This is a genomic window from Halorussus marinus, assembly GCF_004765795.1.
GTDB classification, from domain to species: Archaea; Halobacteriota; Halobacteria; order Halobacteriales; family Haladaptataceae; genus Halorussus; species Halorussus marinus.
On the sequence record NZ_SBIV01000005.1, the window covers coordinates 134,615 to 151,983 of the forward strand.

The window sequence follows — 17,369 nt, forward strand, 5'->3', positions numbered from 1 at the left end:
ACCGACCGTCTGGCGGGCCCGGTCGGGCGTCGCGACCGGACGGCTCCGGGAGTCGGCGTTCGGGGCCACTCGCGGCCCGGTCAGTCGTCGGCGGGCGCGGCGGCTTCGGCGCCCGTCCGCGTCGCTACCGTCCGTTCGTTCTCGGCGACCCACCGCAGGAGCAGGAACGAGAACACGTACTTCGCGAACACGTCGAGAAGCGAGTACCCCCACGAGGTGACCCCGACCGACTCGATCAGGGCGAACCCCTCGATGCCGACGGCCCAGATGATCGGATAGCCGAGCCACAACACGAGCGTCAGCGCCCGAAGCGTCCCGAATATCTCGTCGGTTCCCGCCTCGGTCGCCGACGCGGGCCACTCGCTGGCAAGCGCGTAGATGACCACCACGAAGAACGCGCAACTGATGAGGTAGAACACCCACCGAAACAGGTACGAGGAGGTCGTGAGAGCGGCCGCGAGCCCGGTCACGCACATCCCGATGTCGGCCGCGACGACGGTGAACAGGCTCCCGGTGTCGACGTCCGCGAGCAGGCCGAGCGCGAGCAGGATCATCGGCGTCGAGAGCGCCCACGTCAGATACCGTCCCCACTGGCTCATGACCTCCTCTCCGGCCAGCGCGTGGCCCGCCGGCATCTCGACGAACCCGACTGTCAGTCCCGAGAGCAGGCCGACGTAGCTCGAAATCGACACCAGCGGGATCATGAGCGTCGCGCTCCAGATGAGCCGCGCGCGCCGATCGACGACGTTCCGTCCCATGTACACGAACAGCAGGATCGCGACGCCCGCGAGCGCGATGTTGATCCACAGCGACGAACTCAACAGGACGTCGTCCTGTATCTGCGAGTACGCGTCCGCCTGTGACACCTGAAACAGCATCTCGAACGAAGCCATGCTAACTCCCCCCATGTTCGAGTGTTAGTTCTCCTACCATAAATAAGTAGAATCGCGCGGTTCCCGGCGCCGGCTCTACGGGACCTCTCCCGGCGTCGAGCCCCGAGTCCACTCGCCCGTCTCCGTCCCGCACGCCGCGCAGATCGCGACCACCGCCTCGTCGCTCGACGACGCTCCGGCGCGCCGCGTGAGATCGTGGTCGGTCCGCTCGCCACACTCCGGGCACTCGCGAAGGGTCGTCTGCTCGCCGTACGAGAGGGGCGCGCCGAGCGCGAGCGCGACCACTCGCTCGTCGCCGCGGTTCCAGCCTCGCTGGAGTTCGCCCGGCGGGAACCGGACGATCTCGCCGGCCTCGACCGCGATGTCGCCCGATTCGGTCTCGAAGGTGGCGGTCCCCGACTGGACGTAGAACAGTTCCTCTTGGATCTCGTGGCTGTGGTACGCGAAGGCGAAGCTGTCGCCGGGTTCGAGTTCGTAGTAGTTGATCGCGAGGTCGGTCGCGCCGAGCGGTTCGGTCAGGCCTCGCATCACCGCGGCGGGCTGGACGTCGTTGTCGACGTCGTCGATCCGGACTTTCTCCATACCCTCCGTGGTGGGCGGGGGATGAAAAAGCCGACCCCGGCGCGTCCCGACTCCGGGCGAGCGCTTCGACGCCGATCGGGGCGCCGAGAGGTGACCGACGCGTCAGTGGTGGTGATGGTGGTGGTCGTCGCCTCCGCGGGAGAACTGCCCCGCGAACGCGCGCTGGACGATCTCGGGGAGCGCGGGGTGGACGTGGACCGATTCGCGGATGTCCCCGACGGTCCCGGACCCGGCTTTCATCGCCACCACGACCTCCTGAATCAGGGCCGAGGCGTCGGGTCCGAGGATGTGACACCCCAGAATCTCGGCGTCGAGGTCGACGATCGCCTTCACGAACCCCTCGGCGTGCATCGCGTCGCCTCGGGCGGTCTCCTCGTACCGGTAGGTGTTCGTCGCGTACTCGCGGTCGGCCGCCCGGAGGTCGGCCTCGCGGGCGCCGACGCCGGCGACCTCCGGCGATCCGAACACCGCGAACGGCATCGCGTCGTAGTCGACCGGTTCGAGCCCCTCGCCAAACGCGTTCCGGGCGACCGCCCGGGCCTCGTGGTTGGCGGCGTGTTTCAGGAGGTACTCGCCGACGATGTCCCCGAGCGCCCACACGCCGTCGGCGGTGGTCCGCAGGTACTCGTCGGTCTCGACGAAGCCGTCGGCGTCGGTCTCGACCCCCGCGGCGTCGAGGTTCAGGGTGTCGGAGTTCGGGCGCCGTCCCGCCGCGACTAGCAGTTCGTCGCCGGTGACGGTCACGGTCGCGGCGTCCTCCTCGACCGTCCCCTCGTCCGAGTACGGGTCGGCCTCGACGGTGAGTCGGCCGTCGGCCTCCGAGACCGCGGTCGCTTCGTACCCGGTGTGGACCTCGAAGCGGTCCCGGTACCGGTCGGTGAACGCCTCGGCGACCGCCTCGTCGGCCGCCGGGAGCAGATTCGGCCGTCGGCCGACGACCGCGACCTCGCTCCCGAACGTCCCGAAGAAGTGGCTCAACTCCGCCGCGATGTACCCGCCGCCGACCACGACGAGGCGGTTCGGGGGCGATTCGAGTCGGAGGGCCTCTCTGCTGGTGAGATACTCGACCGCATCGATCCCGTCGATCGGCGGGATCGCGGGTCTGGAGCCGGCCGCGATCAGCACGGTGTCGGCCCGGAGCCGGGCGCCGTCGTCGTCACCGCCCGAGATCTCGACCGTCCGTTCGCCCACAAATCGGGCCTCGCCGTCGTACAGGTCGTGGCGCGACGACGATTCCAGCCCCCCGCGAATCGATTCGGCGTCGGTTCGGACGTCCTCGGTGACCGTCCGGACGATGTCGGCGAACGCCACGTCGGTGATCTCCGCCGAGATACCGAACTCCTCGGCGCGTTCGATCGTCTCGACCACGTCGGCGCGGTAGAGCAACTGCTTCGACGGGATACACCCCCGATTCAGACAGGTCCCGCCGAGTCGGCCCTTCTCGACCACCGCGACCGACTCCCCTCGGTCGGCCGCCACGTTCGCCACGTCGAGCCCCGACCCCGAACCGACGACGAGAAAATCGTACTCCTCCATACGGCCCGTACCGCGCCGACGGTGATGAACGCTGTTGCCGCCCACGCCCGTCCAGATCGACGGTCTCCGGGCGATCGTGCGCCGCCGTCGGTCGATCGCGAGTCACGCTCCGGTAAGTTCTGCTTACCATCGGGACACGGCGCCTTACACATAAATAAACTTATAACAACTATCAACTCCGGGTCACTCGAAACATCCGGCAAGTATCGGTGTATGGCTAAGAGTAAATGCAGTAGGTTGTGAACTAATGGCATAGATACTATAACGCTGTAAACACGTATGCACGGTTCAATTAGGGCGCGGATACGGCGAGACGGCGGGGCGCTCGATCGGGTGGGCCATGTCCTCTGATTCGCCTCGGAACGGGACGGATCCGACTATCTCGAAGTCGGAGCTGCTCGCGGAGCTCCGGCGTCTGGCCGACGAGCTCGATACGTCGCCGAGCGTCGATCAGATGGACGAACACGGCGCGTACTCCTCGCGGACGTACCGCAAGCGCTTCGACTCCTGGAACGAGGCGAAAGCCGAGGCGGGCATCGAGCCGACCCGGACCGTCCGGTACTCGAAAGCGGAGTTGCTCGACCGACTGTGCGCGTTCGGCGACGAGATCGACGCCACGCCGTCGAAGGCCCAGATGCGAGAATACGGCCCTCACGCGCCGTCGACGTACGCCTCCCGGTTCGGATCGTGGACCGCGGCGCTCGAAGCCGCGGGCTTCGAACCCGAGACGGCCGCCACCGGCATCTCGGTGGAGGACCTCTTGGCCGACCTCCGACGGGTCGCCGACCGACTCGACCGCCGGCCCACCTCCGAGGAGTACGACGAGCACGGTCGGTTCAGCGACTCGACGTACTTCCGGCGGTTCGACTCGTGGGACGACGCGCTCGAACGGGCCGGCGTCGCCGATCGGTACGAGTCGGCGCCGTCGACCCAGCACGCGACCGCGGAACTCCTCGAAGAGCTCTCGCGGCTCGGCGAAGTGCTTGGCCGGGCCCCGACCCACACCGAGATGGAACGGCTCGGCGAGTACAGTCCCGGGACCTATCGCCGACGCTTCGGGTCGTGGCGCGACGCCCTCGCGGAGGCCGGCTTCGATCCGGACGCCGGCGAGCGAGCCACGGCGAAACGCCGGATCTCCGAGGAGCTGTTGCTCGCGGAGATTCGTCGGCTCGCCGACGAGAACGGCCGGCCGCCGACCTATCAGGAGGTCGAGTCCGACGGACGCTACGCCGGCGCGACGTACCTCGATCGGTTCGGAACGTGGAACGACGCGCTCGAGGCCGCCGGCTACGACCGTCGGACCTCCCGGCGCGAGAAGATCCCGACGCGCGAGCTGGTCCGAGAGCTCCGGGCGCTCGCGGCCGAGGTCGGCTCGCGGCCGTACCGCAAGACCATGGACGACCGGGGACCCTACTCCGGGATGACCTACTACAACCGCTTCGGGTCGTGGCAGAGCGCCCTCGACGCGGCAGGTCTCGTCGTCGACGACGGCGTAGCCGTCCTGGTCGCGCGGTGTGACGCGTGTGCGACCCGCCTGCGCGAGCCGGTGGCCGACGTCTCGGCGGCTGACGGCGTCTTCTGTGATTCGACGTGTTACACCGGCTGGCGACAGCCGGTCGTCCGCGTCGACGCCGACGTGTTCGACGGGACCGACCCCGACGCCCTCGATCGACTGGCGGCGGCGCTTCGCGACGACGTCCTCGTCTCGGAGGTCCTGTACGCGCTCGACCACGCGCTGTCGTTCTTCGAGAGCGGGTTCGAAGCCGCCGAGTTCCTGGACCACCGGATCGCGGCCGACGGCGACGCGGTCGCGATCACCCGGTTCGGCGAGACGCCGCCCGAAGAGATTCGATTCGAGCGCTCGACGCTCCGGGCGCTCGCCGACCGGATCGAGGCGGCTCCCGAAAGCGAGCCCCACGATGCCACACCGGCCGATCCGACGTTGGGTCAGTCCGAGTCCGCTTGACCCGACCGCTTTCGGCCGTCCGGGTCGGATCACCGGCGCCCGGACGGTGACCTCGCGTTCGGACCGGTTCGGTGGCGATTCGTCTGTTCACCGTCTCGGTGGACGAGTTCGTCACCCGCCCTTTCGGGAGCGATCCAAAGCTATCCGATTTAGGATGTCGACGGAAGGGGGGTAGTTGGCGTCCTCGGGCGAGCGTCCGCACTCGGTAGGATCGCTGATAGGATCGGGACGCGTTGCTACACATCGGAAGCGTCTGGCGCAAATGGCTGTCCACGTAGTCAGTCTTTCTCCACGAGCGCGTACAGCTTGCCCGTATCTGTCCCGACGTACACGGTCCCCGACCCGACTGCCGGCGCTGATCGGACGACGCCGTTGGTGTCGAACGTCCATCGCTCCGTGCCCTCGATAAAGTTAACCGAGAATATCCGTCCACTTTCGTCCCCGATGTAGATCGCGCCGTGCGTAACCATCCCCGAAATCTGTGATGAGACTTCAGCGGTCAGCTCGTACGGCCACGCTCCGTCCTCCTTACTGATGTTGTACAGATTAGTTCCGTCTCCCGCCACGTAGACGTAGCCGTCCATATATATCGGATACTGGTTCGGGACGTCGATCGCGCGCTCCCAGTCTCGTTGCCCGGTTCTCAAGTTTATCGCGAATACCGACGACTCTGTCGCACCCACCAGCCCCTCCTCCGGCTTCACGTTCGGCGTGAGTGATACGGGTCCCTCCGTCTCGTGCGTCCACGTTTCGCTTCCCTCACCGGTGTCGACCGCGTAGATGTTTCCTTCGGTGCTCCCGGCGTAGACCGTATTCGTAGCTCCGAGGGCTGGCGACGAGTCGATCGAGGCGTCGCCGGAGAACGTCCACCGCTCGGTGCCATCCGTCGCATCGACCGCGTACAATTCCTTCGCGCCGACGTACACGGTTTTGCCACGCGCTACTGGCGATGACGAAACGGGACCGGCGGTGGAGTACGTCCACTTCTCGTCGCCTGTCTCCGCGTCCACCGCGTACAGGGTTCGTTCGGTATCTCCTACAAAGACGGTTTTCTCGCCGATGGCCGGCGTCGACTGTATCGGTCCACCGGTCTCGAACGTCCACTGTTCGGAGCCCGATTCCACCGCATAGAGCGTACCTGAAGTACTCCCGGCATAGACGGTCGAGTCGGCCGATGCCGGGAACAGTGTCGCGTCGGTGTCGGCCGCGAACGTCCAGAGGTCGCTACCTCGCCCCGCTAACTCCCGTTGGACGCTCATCAGCGAGGAACACCCGGCGAGTCCCGCTATCCCAGCCGTCCCGAGGGTACCGAGATAGGCCCTCCGTGTGTGTTCATTACCCACAAATATCGAAATACGTTAGTATCCGATATGAATTTCGAAACACTCCACGCGCCCGCGTACTCGATCTCTACGAGGACACCGAGGCTTCGGCCAGGGACAAGACGCGATCGCCGGATCTGTCTGGTCGAGTGGAGTCGCTCGGAGGACGAACACCCCGATCAGTCCGGCGACCCGAGGTACGTCCTCGCACGGCGAGTCGGTCGATCTGGGCGGTGTAGACTCGCCGATGTCGAACGAGCCCTGTTGTGATCCCGAACTGCCAATTTCTGGCTCGAACTCGGGGGTATTTTGTATAGCAATATTTGATTTATAGATTCTCGCGCGCAGAACCCGCGTCAGGCTTGGAGTTGAGGTGACTCTACCAGTCACCCAAACATCAAGACTTATACGATCGCTGAGTAAACGGCCCTACTGTCCGAGTATGAACGGCTTGAAATCGGTGTTCGACACGGCGACCGTCCTTCCCCCGGCAATCCGGCATGGCTGAGGCGCACCTTGAGCCCGAAAACTGGTCGGCGCCCGACGACGTCCCGTGGACGCTACTGGGCCTCGACGGGCTCGTCGACGCCTACCGGGCGGTCCTCGCGCCCGCGATGCGCGCGGACGGACTCGATCCCGAGGCCGGCCCGCCGAGCTACGAGTGGCTCCGCGAACACGGCTTTCGACAGCTGATCTACGCTCTTCGCGAGCACCACGACCGGACGGTCGGGGAGTTCTGGCACGGGGAACTCGGCGTCGACTCCGGGACCGACGGCTACGACTGGGGAATCGACCACGAACCCACGATCGCGGCGCTGGAGGGGTTTCTCGACTCGAAGCGGTCCCGGGGGGGCCTCTCGGAGTCGTCGATCGACACGCTCCGCTACCGGCTCGCGACGTACGTCCGGGCATACACCAAAGAGCGCGATACGGATGATCTCTTGGCGCCGGTCGCTCGCGACGGCGACGTGGCCCCCCACGAGGCCGTCGACGCGTGCTGGGCGGCCTTCGACCGCATCCACGCGGACTTCGACAGCGGCCGGACCAAGCGTCGGATCCACCGAGTGGTCGACGGCTGGTACGCCCACCTGCTCAGGCGCAAGCGCGCCGCGGTCAACCCCGCGGACGGCCTCGACGAGGAGTACCGCTGGGAGGTTTCGGACGGCGATCCCTCGCGGCTGTCTGCCGACCACGTCCGGGCACTCTACGACGCCGCGGACGCCGAGCGCGACCGCCTGCTCGTGGTCGCGCTGTGTGCGTGGGGACTCCGTTCGGGCGAAGTGGCCGCGCTCCACCGGTCGAACGCGGTGCTCGACGACGACGGCGCGGAGGTTCCGTACCTCGACTTCGACGACCGGAAGAACGGGCCCGGGCAGGTGTCGTTGCTGTTCGGCGTCGCGTCGCTCCGGACCCGGATCGCGACCCTCGCCGACCGCCCCGAGTGGAACGGCTACCTCTTCCCGTCTGACCAGTCCGAGACGGGCCATGTGAGCACCCAGACCGTCCGCAACCGATTCGACGCGCTCGCGTCGAGGGCGTCGCTTCCCGACGAGATCGACGGCCGGAAGCCGATCCCTCAGATGGGTCGGCGGTTCTGGTACGACGCCTACTCGTCGTCGCTCGAAATCGTCACCGACGGGCTCGAAGCCGTCGCGGCCGAACAGGGAAGTTCGAGCCCCGAGGTCGTCCTCCGGAACTACCTCTCTGCGGAGCGGGCCCGCAAGCTCCGGCGCGAACACATGCGCGAGCGACTGGCCGACGCGTTCCCGTCGCGATAGCCCCACGAGCGGCTCGAAACCGCGTAGCTGACCCGGACTTCGTGGAACGCTCTCTCGGTCGCGCTACCGCGGCGGTCGAATATATAACATAGTATCATCTGTTATCGACTCGGGCCGTGTCGGCCACCTGATCGCGGGGATTTATCAGGTCGAACCCCCCAATACCGGGTATGAGCGAAGAACCCCTGGACGAGTCTCTCTCGCGGACGAAGGTGGGGCGGCTCATCGCGGAGTACGACCTGCCCGCGGAGTTCGGCGCCCGACTCGAAGCCCGCTGGACCGGCGATGAGACCGAGCGGCTGAGCCTCCGGGACCTCGCGGACCTGTTCAACCGCCGGCTCCTGGAGGCGGCGATGGCCGACGCGGACCTGTCGTCGGTCGCGGGCGAGGTCGAGAACCTCTACGCGCTGTTGACCGGCGACGACGCGAGCGCGGGCGACCGGACCGAGGCCGAGAACCGCCTCGAACGCGCCGGGATCGACGTCGAGGCGCTCCGCGAGGACTTCGTCACCTATCAGGCGATCCGAACCTACCTACAGCGCCGAGGTGCGGAGTACGAACAGCCGACCGACGAGGAACAGGTCCGGAAGGACCGCGACCGGATCCGCGGGCTCCGGACCAAGACGGCGACGATCACGGAGGATCGGATCGCGTCGCTCCGGAACACCGGCCGACTCGACCTCGACGAGTTTCGGGTCTTCGTCGACGTGAACGTCCTCTGTGAGTCGTGTCTCACTCGATACTCGATCGAGGAGCTGTTCGAGCAGGGCGGCTGTTCGTGCCGACAGGAGTCGTAAGGCCGCCGGGGTCGGCTCGCTCGTGTCGGTCCGGACTGTTCGGACCACTCGGCTCAGCTCCGGGCCTCTCGCGCGCTTCCGACCCTTGCGGTCGGGCTGTATCCCGTCGAGACGGCGTCTTTCGGATGTCGGAAACACTGTCCGAATATCCGGGATTTAAGCCGTCGGGCGGCGACCGGGGCGTATGGAATGCGACCCCGAATCGGTGGCGACGACCACCGAAACGTCGTTCGCGGTCGTCGAGGCTATCCGGACGCTCGACGGGGCCACGGCCGAGGAGCTCTCCGAGCATCTCGAACTGGCGCCGAGCACGGTCCACCGCCATCTCGCGACCCTGCGCAAACACAGCTACGTCACCAGAGACGCGGGCGAGTACCGCGTCGGCTTTCAGTTCCTCACGCTCGGGGGTTACGCCCAGCGCCGAGTCACCGCGTACCCGATGATCAAGGAGAAAGTCGACGCGCTCGCCGAGGAGACCGGCGAGCGAGCCCAGTTCATCGTTGAGGAGCACGGCTGGCGGGTGTACCTCTACACCGAGGTCGGCCAGAGCTCGGTCCAGACCGGCGCGCACGTCGGCAAGCGGGGCGTGCTCCACGCGAGCGCCGCGGGCAAGGCGATCCTCGCGAACCTCGGTCGCGAGCGGGTCGAGGAGATCGTCGACTGTCGCGGACTCCCCGAACCCGGGACGAACACCATCGCCGACCGCGAGTCGCTGTTCGACGAGCTCGACCGGGTCCGCGATCGGGGGTACGCGTTCAATCGGGAGGAGACGACCGCCGGCGTCCACGCCGTCGGCGCGGCGGTCACGGACGGTGCGGGCGAGGTCGTGGGCGCGCTCAGCGTCTCGGGGCCTGCCAATCGACTGACCGGCGAGGCCTTCACCGAGGCGCTCCCCGAGCGCATCCTCGAAGCCGTCAACGAGCTGGAACTACACATCGAACACTCGATGTGACTCGCCTCTCGGCCCGAACGGTCGGCCGACCGGCCAAGATCCCGCGACGGGGGTCGCGCGCTCGGCCCCGAGTGACCAGTAGACTTATCAAGTAATCCGCGAAGTGTTGGATATGAAGACCGACGAAACGGGACGACACCGACCGCTCGAAGACGTCCTCGTCGTCGATCTGACCACGTTCGTCACCGGCGGGTTCGCGACCATGATGTTGGCCAATCAGGGCGCGGACGTGATCAAGGTCGAGCGCCCGGGGGTCGGCGACGCCTCCCGCTACGCCGGACCGCCGTTCGTCGACGCCGAGGACTACGACGGGCCCGGGCGGGCCGCGGCCGCCGAGGGAGAGTCGCCGTACTTCTGGACGGTCAACTACGGCAAGCGGAGCATCGAACTCGACCTCACGGACGCCGACGGCCGCGGGGCGCTGTACGACCTCGTCTCGGAGGCCGACGTGGTCGTCGAGAACTTCCGGCCCGGGACCGCCGCGAAACTCGGCGTCGACTACGAGACGCTCCGCGAGCGCAACGAGGGGCTCGTCTACTGCTCGATCTCGGCGTTCGGCGAGACGGGGCCGTGGCGCGACCGCGCCGGCTACGATCTGCTGGTCCAGGGGCTCAGCGGGATCATGAGCGTGACCGGCGAGGCCGACGGCCCGCCGGCCAAGGTCGGGCTCCCACAGACCGACCTCATCACCGCGATGTGGGCGGCGTTCGGCACGGTCACCGCGCTGTACGACCGCGAACGGACCGGCGAGGGCGAACGCGTCGAACTCGGGATGCTCGACGCCGCGCTCCCGTGGCTCACCAAGCAGGCCGGCAAGACGTTCGTCGGCGAGGAGCCCGAACGCATGGGGACCAAAGACCCCGTGCTCGCCCCGTACCAGATGTTCCCCACCGCCGACGGTCACGTCACCGTCGCCTGCGGCAACCAGAGCCTCTGGGAGGAGTTCTGCGAGGCGATCGATCGCGAGGACCTGCTCGACGACGACCGGTTCGCCACCAACGCCGACCGGGTGGCGCACATGGACGAACTCGAAGCCGAACTCTCGGCGGTGCTCGAACGCCGCCCAACCGACGAATGGGTCGACCTGCTCGCCGAGGAGCGCGGCCTCCCGGTCGGCCCGGTCTTCGACGTCGGGGCGGCGCTCGACAACGAGCAGGTCGAGGCCCGCGGCGTCGTCGACGCGGTCGAGCACCCCGCGGTCGGCGAGATTCCCGTCGTCGAACACCCGCTCAACTACGACCGGGCCGACGCCGGCTTCGACCGGGCGCCGCCCCTGCTCGGCGAGCACACCGTCGACGTGTTGCTCGGACTCGGCTACGACGAGTCCCGAATCGTCGAACTCATCGAAGACGGCGTCATTCCCGAACCGTAACGGATCGTCCACGATGGGGTGTCGGTCGGTCGGCGCGGCTCTCGCCGACCGGTCGTCCGCAGTCGCCGTCCAGGAGAGATCGGAAAGAGAGCGAAGTTCTCAGAAGTTCTCCGGGTTGGGCGTCTCCCCTTCCGGCCAGGCCTCCAGCTCGGCGCCCGGCGGGTAGTGGAGCCTGCCCTGGTCGTCCCAGCCCCAGCCCGCGTCCGAGAGGGCCTGGCGGGCGGCCTCGACGTTGCGAGTCTCCTCGCCCACTTCGGTTAGGTACTGTTCGTCGTACCAGGGGTGTTGCTGGGAGTTGAAGGTGCAGTAGGTGACCTCTTCGGACTCGCCGAATGCGTAGGTCTCGTTGAGGCCCTGGCGGTCGACCGCGTACGACAGCGCCTGACGGAACTCTCGGAACATCCCGGGCGCGAACGACATCTGGGGCATCATCCCGAACGGGAGGAACGCCGCCCCGTTGACGATCTGGGCTGTGTCGCCCATGCTGTCGGCGATCTGGCGGCCCGCGTCCGGAGTCAGCGTCACCGCGATGCTCAGTTCGCCGTTCTCGAACGCTCGGCGGACCGCGGAGACGCTGTCGTAGATCTGCATGACGATCGGCGTCTCCACCTGGAACTGGGGATTCCCGTCGTGGGGCTCCAGCGCGATGTTCTCCTGATTGTTGTACGTCGAGATCCGGTACGGGCCGGCCCCGATCATCGGATCCTCGAAGTCGGTCGGGTTCTCCTCGATGCCCGCCTCGACGTAGGGATCGCGCGGTAGCACGCCGAACGTCGGCAGCTGGGCCGTCACCAGCGTCGGGGCCGGGTCCGGCGTGACGAACCGTGCCGTGCTGTCGTCGACGGCCTCGACGGTCAGCTCCTCGGGCAGCGCCGTCCACTGGTAGTTGCCCGCGTGGTACTGTTCGCTCAGGAACTCGTAGGTCCACTTCACGTCCCCGGCCGTCACCGGGTCGCCGTTGTGGAAGGTCGCGTCACGGAGGTTGAACGTCACCTCCGTCCCGTCGTCGGACACCTCCCAGTCCTCGGCCAGCACGGGCACCCGCTCGTAGTCGGAGTTGTACAGCATCAGCGGCGAGTGGGTCAGTTGCGTGTACAGCCCCAGCGAGTCGGTGTCGCCGACCGTCGGGTAGAAGCTGCTGGTGAGGAACTCGCCGGGCAGGTTCGCCAGGATGGTGTCGGTCCCCGACTGGGTCTGGGCCCCGCTCTCGACCAGCGCCGACCAGTTGACGGCCGAGAGCCCGGCGCCGCCGGCTTCGATCGGCTGGACCATGTCGGTGTTGAGCGCGGCGGTCGTCGGCCGTTCGATCGTCGGCACGAACGGCATGTCCTCCGAGTAGATGCTCATCGCCTCGCCGACGACCTGCCGGCGCTCCTCCGGGACCCCGATCGTGGCCTGCTGGTCCACCAGCTCCGAGAACTCCGCGTTGGCGTAGTTCGAGGGGTTGTACTCACCGTTCGCCCCCGCCCGGTCGATGCTGTACGACTGCAGGAGGTTGTTGGGATCGAGCCGGCCCGGGTCCGGGCCGTGGCTGTTGACCGCGACGTGAAAGTCGCGCACGTCGTCGCCGACCGCGGTGATCCCTTGGGCCGTGGTCATCGGCTGGGTCTCGATCTGGATACCGAGGTCGGAGGCCACCGACTGGATGTTCGAGATGGTCTCCTCGAACAGGACCGTCGGCGGCCCCTGGTCGGACCAGTACTGGAACGTTAGCGTCGGTACCCGTTCGCCTAGTTCGCCGTCATCCGCCGCCGTCCCGGTCTCCTGACCGCCCCCCTCGGTCGTCGTCTCCTGGCGACCGCTGCCGCTACAGCCCGCCAGCCCCGCGGCCGAGGCGGCGCCGATCGCCTGCAGGACTCTCCGTCTGTCGACACTCTCCCGTTTGCCATCTGTTGGCATGGGGCGTAAGTCTCCACGGATAGCTAAAAGAATACCGGTGACATTGAACATATCTCCTCGCTTATTTTCCGGGGACGGTAGAAACTACATTCTGTTTAATTATCAATTATATAGTTAATTTCGATCTTTTCCAAAGTAACTCCGACGCTCGGCGGTCCGTGCCGGCCCGTCTCGATGGCGATCGCGATCTCGGCGGTCTCCCCAGTCGCGTCTCCCGGACCAAAGGCGACCGGAACCGGGAGGTCTCGGACGGGGCTACTCGCCGTCGCTGCCGCTGACCGAGACCCGCGGGTCGAGCACCCCGTAGAGCAGGTCGACGAGGAAGTTCCCGAGGATCACCCAGACGGCGGCGACGAGGAACACGAACTGGATGACCGGGAAGTCCCGCGCGAGGACCGAACTGACCAGAAGCGAGCCGATTCCGGGCCAGTTGAACACGATCTCGATCAGGACGAGCCCGCTGATCGAGGCCGCGAGCGAGATGGGGTAGAGCGTGACGACCGGGAGGGAGGCGTGGCGAATGATCTTGCGCAGCAGCGTCGACTCCGGCAGGCCCTTCAATCGGTGGTAGTGGAGAAACTCCTGGTCGCTGACCTCGACGACGCTGTTGCGCATGATCAGGGCGGGGTACTGCATGAAGTACAGCATCACCGTCGCGAACGGGAGCGCGTAGTGCTTCCAGAACTCCGGCAGGAGGAACCGGCGCCAGTAGGGCTGGTCCTGGATCATGATCGACGTCGGCGTCGAGAGCATCCCCGACGTGGGGAAGATCCCCAGCGTCGAGGAGAACACCGCGATCAGGATGATACCCAGGAAGAAGTCGGGGATCGAGTGGAACGCCGAGACGGTGATGATCCCCGATTTCTCGAGGTAGCCGCCGCGGCGCCGGCCCATGATCGCGCCGAACAGCCCGCCGATGATGTACGTCGCGGTGATCGCAGGCGCGACAAGCACGAACGAGTTGAGGATCCGGGGCGCGACCAGATCCCAGACCGGCTCCCCGTAGCGAAACGACTGGCCGACGTCGGCCGTCAGGAGGTTCACGATGTACCGGACGTACTGGACGTGAAGCGGCGCGGCGAGTCCCCACTTGCGTCGCAGGGCCTCGATCTGCTGGGGATCCATCCCTTGCTGGATCAAAAGCGAGGTGTAATCGCCCGGCATCAGCCGGAAGAACAGGAACAGCGCGGAGGCGACGAGGAAGATCAGCACCGCCGTCACCGCCGTCCGCCGGGCGAAGTACCGCAGGCGGCTCACGGGCGCTCACCCCCGTCGCTCGCGGCCGGCTTGGGTTCGGCGCCCGCCCGCTCCTCGTGGTCGTAGTAGAGGTGACAGGCGACCTCGCGGTCCCCGTCGCCGTCCGGCGCGACGTCGAGGGGCGTCTCGTCGCAGACGTCCATCCGTTCGGGACACCGGTTCTTGAACCGGCACCCCTCCGGCATGTCTATCGGGTCACCGGGCTCGCCGCCGATGGTCGCCTGCTCGCGGTCGTAGTGCGGGTCGGGAATCGGAATAGATCGGATCAGCGCCTGCGTGTAGGGGTGTTTCGGGTCGGCGAGCAGCGCCCTGGTCGGGGCCTTCTCGACGATCCGCCCGAGGTACATCACGTTGATGTGGTCGCAGATGTACGACACCGTCGACAGATCGTGAGAAATGTACACCATCGACACCCCGAACTCGTCTGTCAGCTCGTTCAACAGGTTCAGGATCTCGGCCTGGGTCGACACGTCGAGCATCGACGCGGGCTCGTCGGCGAGGATCACGTCGGGCTCGGTGATCAGCGCCCGCGCGATGGCGACCCGCTGTTTCTCCCCGCCCGAGAGCTGGTTCGGGAACTGCTGGATGTACTGGCTCGCGGGCGTCAGTCCGACGCTCTCTAGCATCTCCTCGATGTCGGTCCGGTCGTAGTCGATGCCGTGGATCTCCAGGGGCTCTGCCAGCGTGCGGCGCACGCTGAACTTCGGGTCGAGCGAGTTGAACGGATCCTGGAAGACGATCTGGACGTGCCGGCGGAACTCCTTCCACTCGTCTTTGGTGAACTCCGAGGTCGGTCGGCCGTGGAACCGCATCTCGCCGCCGGTCGGATCGTAGAGCCCGATGATCGTCCGCAGCAGCGTCGTCTTCCCACAGCCGCTCTCGCCGATCACGCCCTGGACCTGATTTTCCGCCAGCGTCAGGTTCAGGTCGTCGACCGCCCGCACCAGCTTGGGCCCCTCGCCGACGAGCCGATTTCTGATGGTCTCGGTGATCCCCGAGGTCGTGTCGAAGTGCTTTTCGAGCGACCGCAGTTCGAGGACCGGCGCCCCGTCGCTCACTGTCCTCCCTCCAGAATGCTCGTCGACTCGGTCGAGCGTTCGAGGTGGTTCGCGGCGAGCTCCGACATCTCGCCGGCTCGGACGCACCACGCGAGGTGGTCGTCGTCGCCGGCGACCGGGGTGGCCGGCGGCGCGCCCTCCCGGCAGGCGGGCTCGGCCCACGGACACCGATCGGCGAACGTACAGAAGTCAACTTCGTCGCGCAGTTGGGGCGGGTGGCCGTCGATCACGGCCAGCTCTCGGTCCGGGAAGCGCACGTCGGGAAACGCGTTCTGGAGCAAGATCGCGTACGGGTGGCGCGGCCGGTCGAACACGTCGTCGACGGTGCCGGTCTCGGCGATCTGGCCCCCGTGCATCACCGCCATCGAGTCGCAGTTCTCGAACACCAGCGAGATGTCGTGGGTGATCAACAGCATGCTGACGTCCCAGTCGTCTTTCAGGCCGTTGATATAGTCCATGATCTGATCCTGCATGATCACGTCGAGCGCGGTCGTCGGCTCGTCGGCGATGATCAGACTCGGCTGCAGAAACAGCGCGAACGCGATGATCGCCCGCTGTTGCATCCCGCCGGAGAACTGGTGGGGGTAGTCGCTTATCCGGGACTCCGAAAGCCCGACCACGTCGAACAGCTCCCGGAGGCGGTCGAGCGCCGCCGGCCTCGAGAGGTCGGTGTGGTACTTCGCCATCTCGACGGCCTGCTCGCTCAGTTTCATCACGGGATCGAGACTGTTCATCGACGACTGGGGGATCACCGAGACCTCCTTCCAGCGGACGTTCTCGTTGAACTCCGACTCGGAGTAGTCCTGAATCTGCTCGCCCTTGAACCGGATCTCCCCGGAGACGACTTCCCCGTTGTCGTCGAGGCCGCCGACGATCGAGTCGGCGATGGTGCTCTTGCCGCACCCGCTCTCGCCGACCAGCCCGAAGTAGTCGCCCTCGTCGATCGCGAACGAGGCGCCGTTGACCGCGCGGACGTCGTCGCCGTCGGTCCGGTAGCGGATGTCGACGTCGTCGAATTCGAGTATCGGTTCGGCCATCTCAGACCACCACCTCGTCGTCGCCGCCGCCCTCGTAGCCCCGCCCGAGCAGGTACAGCGACAGGACGGTCAGCGCGATCATGATTCCCGGCGGGAACGACCACCACCACGCGTCCGCGACCCGCCCGGCCTGATTGGCGTTGCGGATCATGATCCCCCACGTCGGCGTGAACGGGTCGGTGACGCCGATGAACGACAGGCCCGCCTGCTCTAGGATCGCCAACCCGACGCCCATCGCGAAAAACAGCCCGGCCATGTTGGCGATGTTCGGCAGGATGTGCTTGCGCATGATCCACGGCGTACTCGCGCCGGAGGCCCGCGCGGCCATGATGTATGGCCGTTGTTTGATCTGAAGCACCTGCGAGCGTATCACCCGAGCGATGAACCGCCAGAGCACGAGCCCGAGGATCGCGATCGTGGTGTAAAAGCCCGCGCCGAAGAACGTGATGAGGACGATCGCGAACGGGATGAACGGGATACCGTACATGAAGTCGACCAGCCGCATGAGGAGGCTCTCGGTCTTCCCCCCGACGTAGCCGGCGGTCATTCCCACCGACAGCCCGACCGTCATCATCAGCCCCCCCGCGAGAAGCCCGGTGATCAGAGTCGTCCGGGCCCCGATCAGAAGCCGCGAGAGCACGTCTTCTCCCCGATCGTTGGTCCCCAGCGGGTGTTCGAGCGACGGCGGCTCGTACCGCATCAGCTCCCCGCTCGCGGTCGTCTGTTGCTCGTTGTACGGGTACGGCGCGATCATCGGTCCGACCACTCCGAGGATCAGAACCACTAGCAACACCCCGAACGCGAACCGGGTGATGCGCTCGGAGAGGAGATTTCGGAGCGTCCGCCGAGCGATGATCGCGAAGTCGCTGTCCCGGTACGCTCGGACCCGCTCCGCGACGCTCATCGGTACCCCCACGGCC

At 66.8% G+C, this 17,369-nt stretch carries 14 protein-coding genes; 5 read left to right on the forward strand and 9 right to left on the reverse strand.

Annotated features, from left to right (window positions below; genetic code table 11):
- Positions 1–80: 80 nt before the first annotated feature.
- The 3 genes from EPY72_RS11520 to EPY72_RS11530 all read right to left on the reverse strand — a co-directional run bounded on the left by EPY72_RS11520 (position 81) and on the right by EPY72_RS11530 (position 3,011).
- The gene (locus EPY72_RS11520; protein ID WP_394346148.1) at positions 81–878 is read right to left on the reverse strand and encodes a bacteriorhodopsin; all 798 of its coding nucleotides are present in this window, start codon (positions 876–878) and stop codon (positions 81–83) included.
- Positions 879–968: 90 nt separating this feature from the next.
- Entirely contained in the window at positions 969–1,475 is a 507-nt protein-coding gene (locus EPY72_RS11525) for a cupin domain-containing protein (protein ID WP_134671594.1), read from the reverse strand.
- A 102-nt stretch (positions 1,476–1,577) separates the two neighbouring features.
- A complete protein-coding gene (locus tag EPY72_RS11530) occupies positions 1,578–3,011 on the reverse strand; it encodes a dihydrolipoyl dehydrogenase (RefSeq protein WP_135806514.1) in 1,434 nt (477 codons plus the stop codon).
- A gap of 340 nt (positions 3,012–3,351) precedes the next feature.
- On the opposite strand from EPY72_RS11530, the gene EPY72_RS11535 reads away from it, so the two are divergent.
- Entirely contained in the window at positions 3,352–4,977 is a 1,626-nt protein-coding gene (locus tag EPY72_RS11535) for a homing endonuclease associated repeat-containing protein (RefSeq protein WP_135806515.1), read from the forward strand.
- 278 nt (positions 4,978–5,255) lie between these two features.
- Here the strand turns inward: EPY72_RS11535 and EPY72_RS11540 are convergent, their stop codons facing one another.
- Positions 5,256–6,236 (reverse strand): outer membrane protein assembly factor BamB family protein, encoded by a 981-nt coding sequence (locus EPY72_RS11540; RefSeq protein WP_135806516.1) that lies wholly within the window; start codon positions 6,234–6,236, stop codon positions 5,256–5,258.
- 563 nt (positions 6,237–6,799) lie between these two features.
- Here EPY72_RS11540 and EPY72_RS11545 point away from each other — a divergent pair.
- The 4 genes from EPY72_RS11545 (at position 6,800) to EPY72_RS11560 (ending at position 11,198) form a co-directional block, all read left to right on the forward strand.
- A complete protein-coding gene (locus EPY72_RS11545) occupies positions 6,800–8,077 on the forward strand; it encodes a tyrosine-type recombinase/integrase (RefSeq protein ID WP_135806517.1) in 1,278 nt (425 codons plus the stop codon).
- A 170-nt stretch (positions 8,078–8,247) separates the two neighbouring features.
- Positions 8,248–8,874, forward strand: a complete 627-nt coding sequence (gene rdfA, locus EPY72_RS11550) for a rod-determining factor RdfA (protein WP_135806518.1) — start codon at positions 8,248–8,250, stop codon at positions 8,872–8,874.
- Positions 8,875–9,058: 184 nt separating this feature from the next.
- Complete coding sequence (locus EPY72_RS11555; protein WP_135806519.1) at positions 9,059–9,826, forward strand: IclR family transcriptional regulator; 768 nt, start codon at positions 9,059–9,061, stop codon at positions 9,824–9,826.
- 112 nt (positions 9,827–9,938) lie between these two features.
- Complete coding sequence (locus tag EPY72_RS11560) at positions 9,939–11,198, forward strand: CaiB/BaiF CoA transferase family protein (protein ID WP_135806520.1); 1,260 nt, start codon at positions 9,939–9,941, stop codon at positions 11,196–11,198.
- Between the two features lie 99 nt (positions 11,199–11,297).
- On the opposite strand, the gene EPY72_RS11565 is transcribed toward EPY72_RS11560, so the two are convergent.
- The 5 genes from EPY72_RS11565 to EPY72_RS11585 all read right to left on the reverse strand — a co-directional run bounded on the left by EPY72_RS11565 (position 11,298) and on the right by EPY72_RS11585 (position 17,353).
- Positions 11,298–13,097, reverse strand: coding sequence for an ABC transporter substrate-binding protein (locus EPY72_RS11565; RefSeq protein ID WP_134671586.1), 1,800 nt, complete (start codon positions 13,095–13,097; stop codon positions 11,298–11,300).
- 255 nt (positions 13,098–13,352) lie between these two features.
- Entirely contained in the window at positions 13,353–14,354 is a 1,002-nt protein-coding gene (locus tag EPY72_RS11570; RefSeq protein WP_134671585.1) for an ABC transporter permease, read from the reverse strand.
- Positions 14,351–15,412: an ABC transporter ATP-binding protein gene (locus tag EPY72_RS11575; RefSeq protein WP_135806521.1), complete on the reverse strand. Its 1,062-nt coding sequence runs from the start codon at positions 15,410–15,412 to the stop codon at positions 14,351–14,353. The genes EPY72_RS11570 and EPY72_RS11575 overlap by 4 nt, the downstream gene beginning before the upstream one ends.
- The gene (locus EPY72_RS11580; RefSeq protein WP_135806522.1) at positions 15,409–16,449 is read right to left on the reverse strand and encodes an ABC transporter ATP-binding protein; all 1,041 of its coding nucleotides are present in this window, start codon (positions 16,447–16,449) and stop codon (positions 15,409–15,411) included. The genes EPY72_RS11575 and EPY72_RS11580 overlap by 4 nt, the downstream gene beginning before the upstream one ends.
- Before the next feature lies 1 nt (position 16,450).
- Positions 16,451–17,353 (reverse strand): ABC transporter permease, encoded by a 903-nt coding sequence (locus tag EPY72_RS11585; RefSeq protein WP_135806523.1) that lies wholly within the window; start codon positions 17,351–17,353, stop codon positions 16,451–16,453.
- Positions 17,354–17,369: the final 16 nt, after the last annotated feature.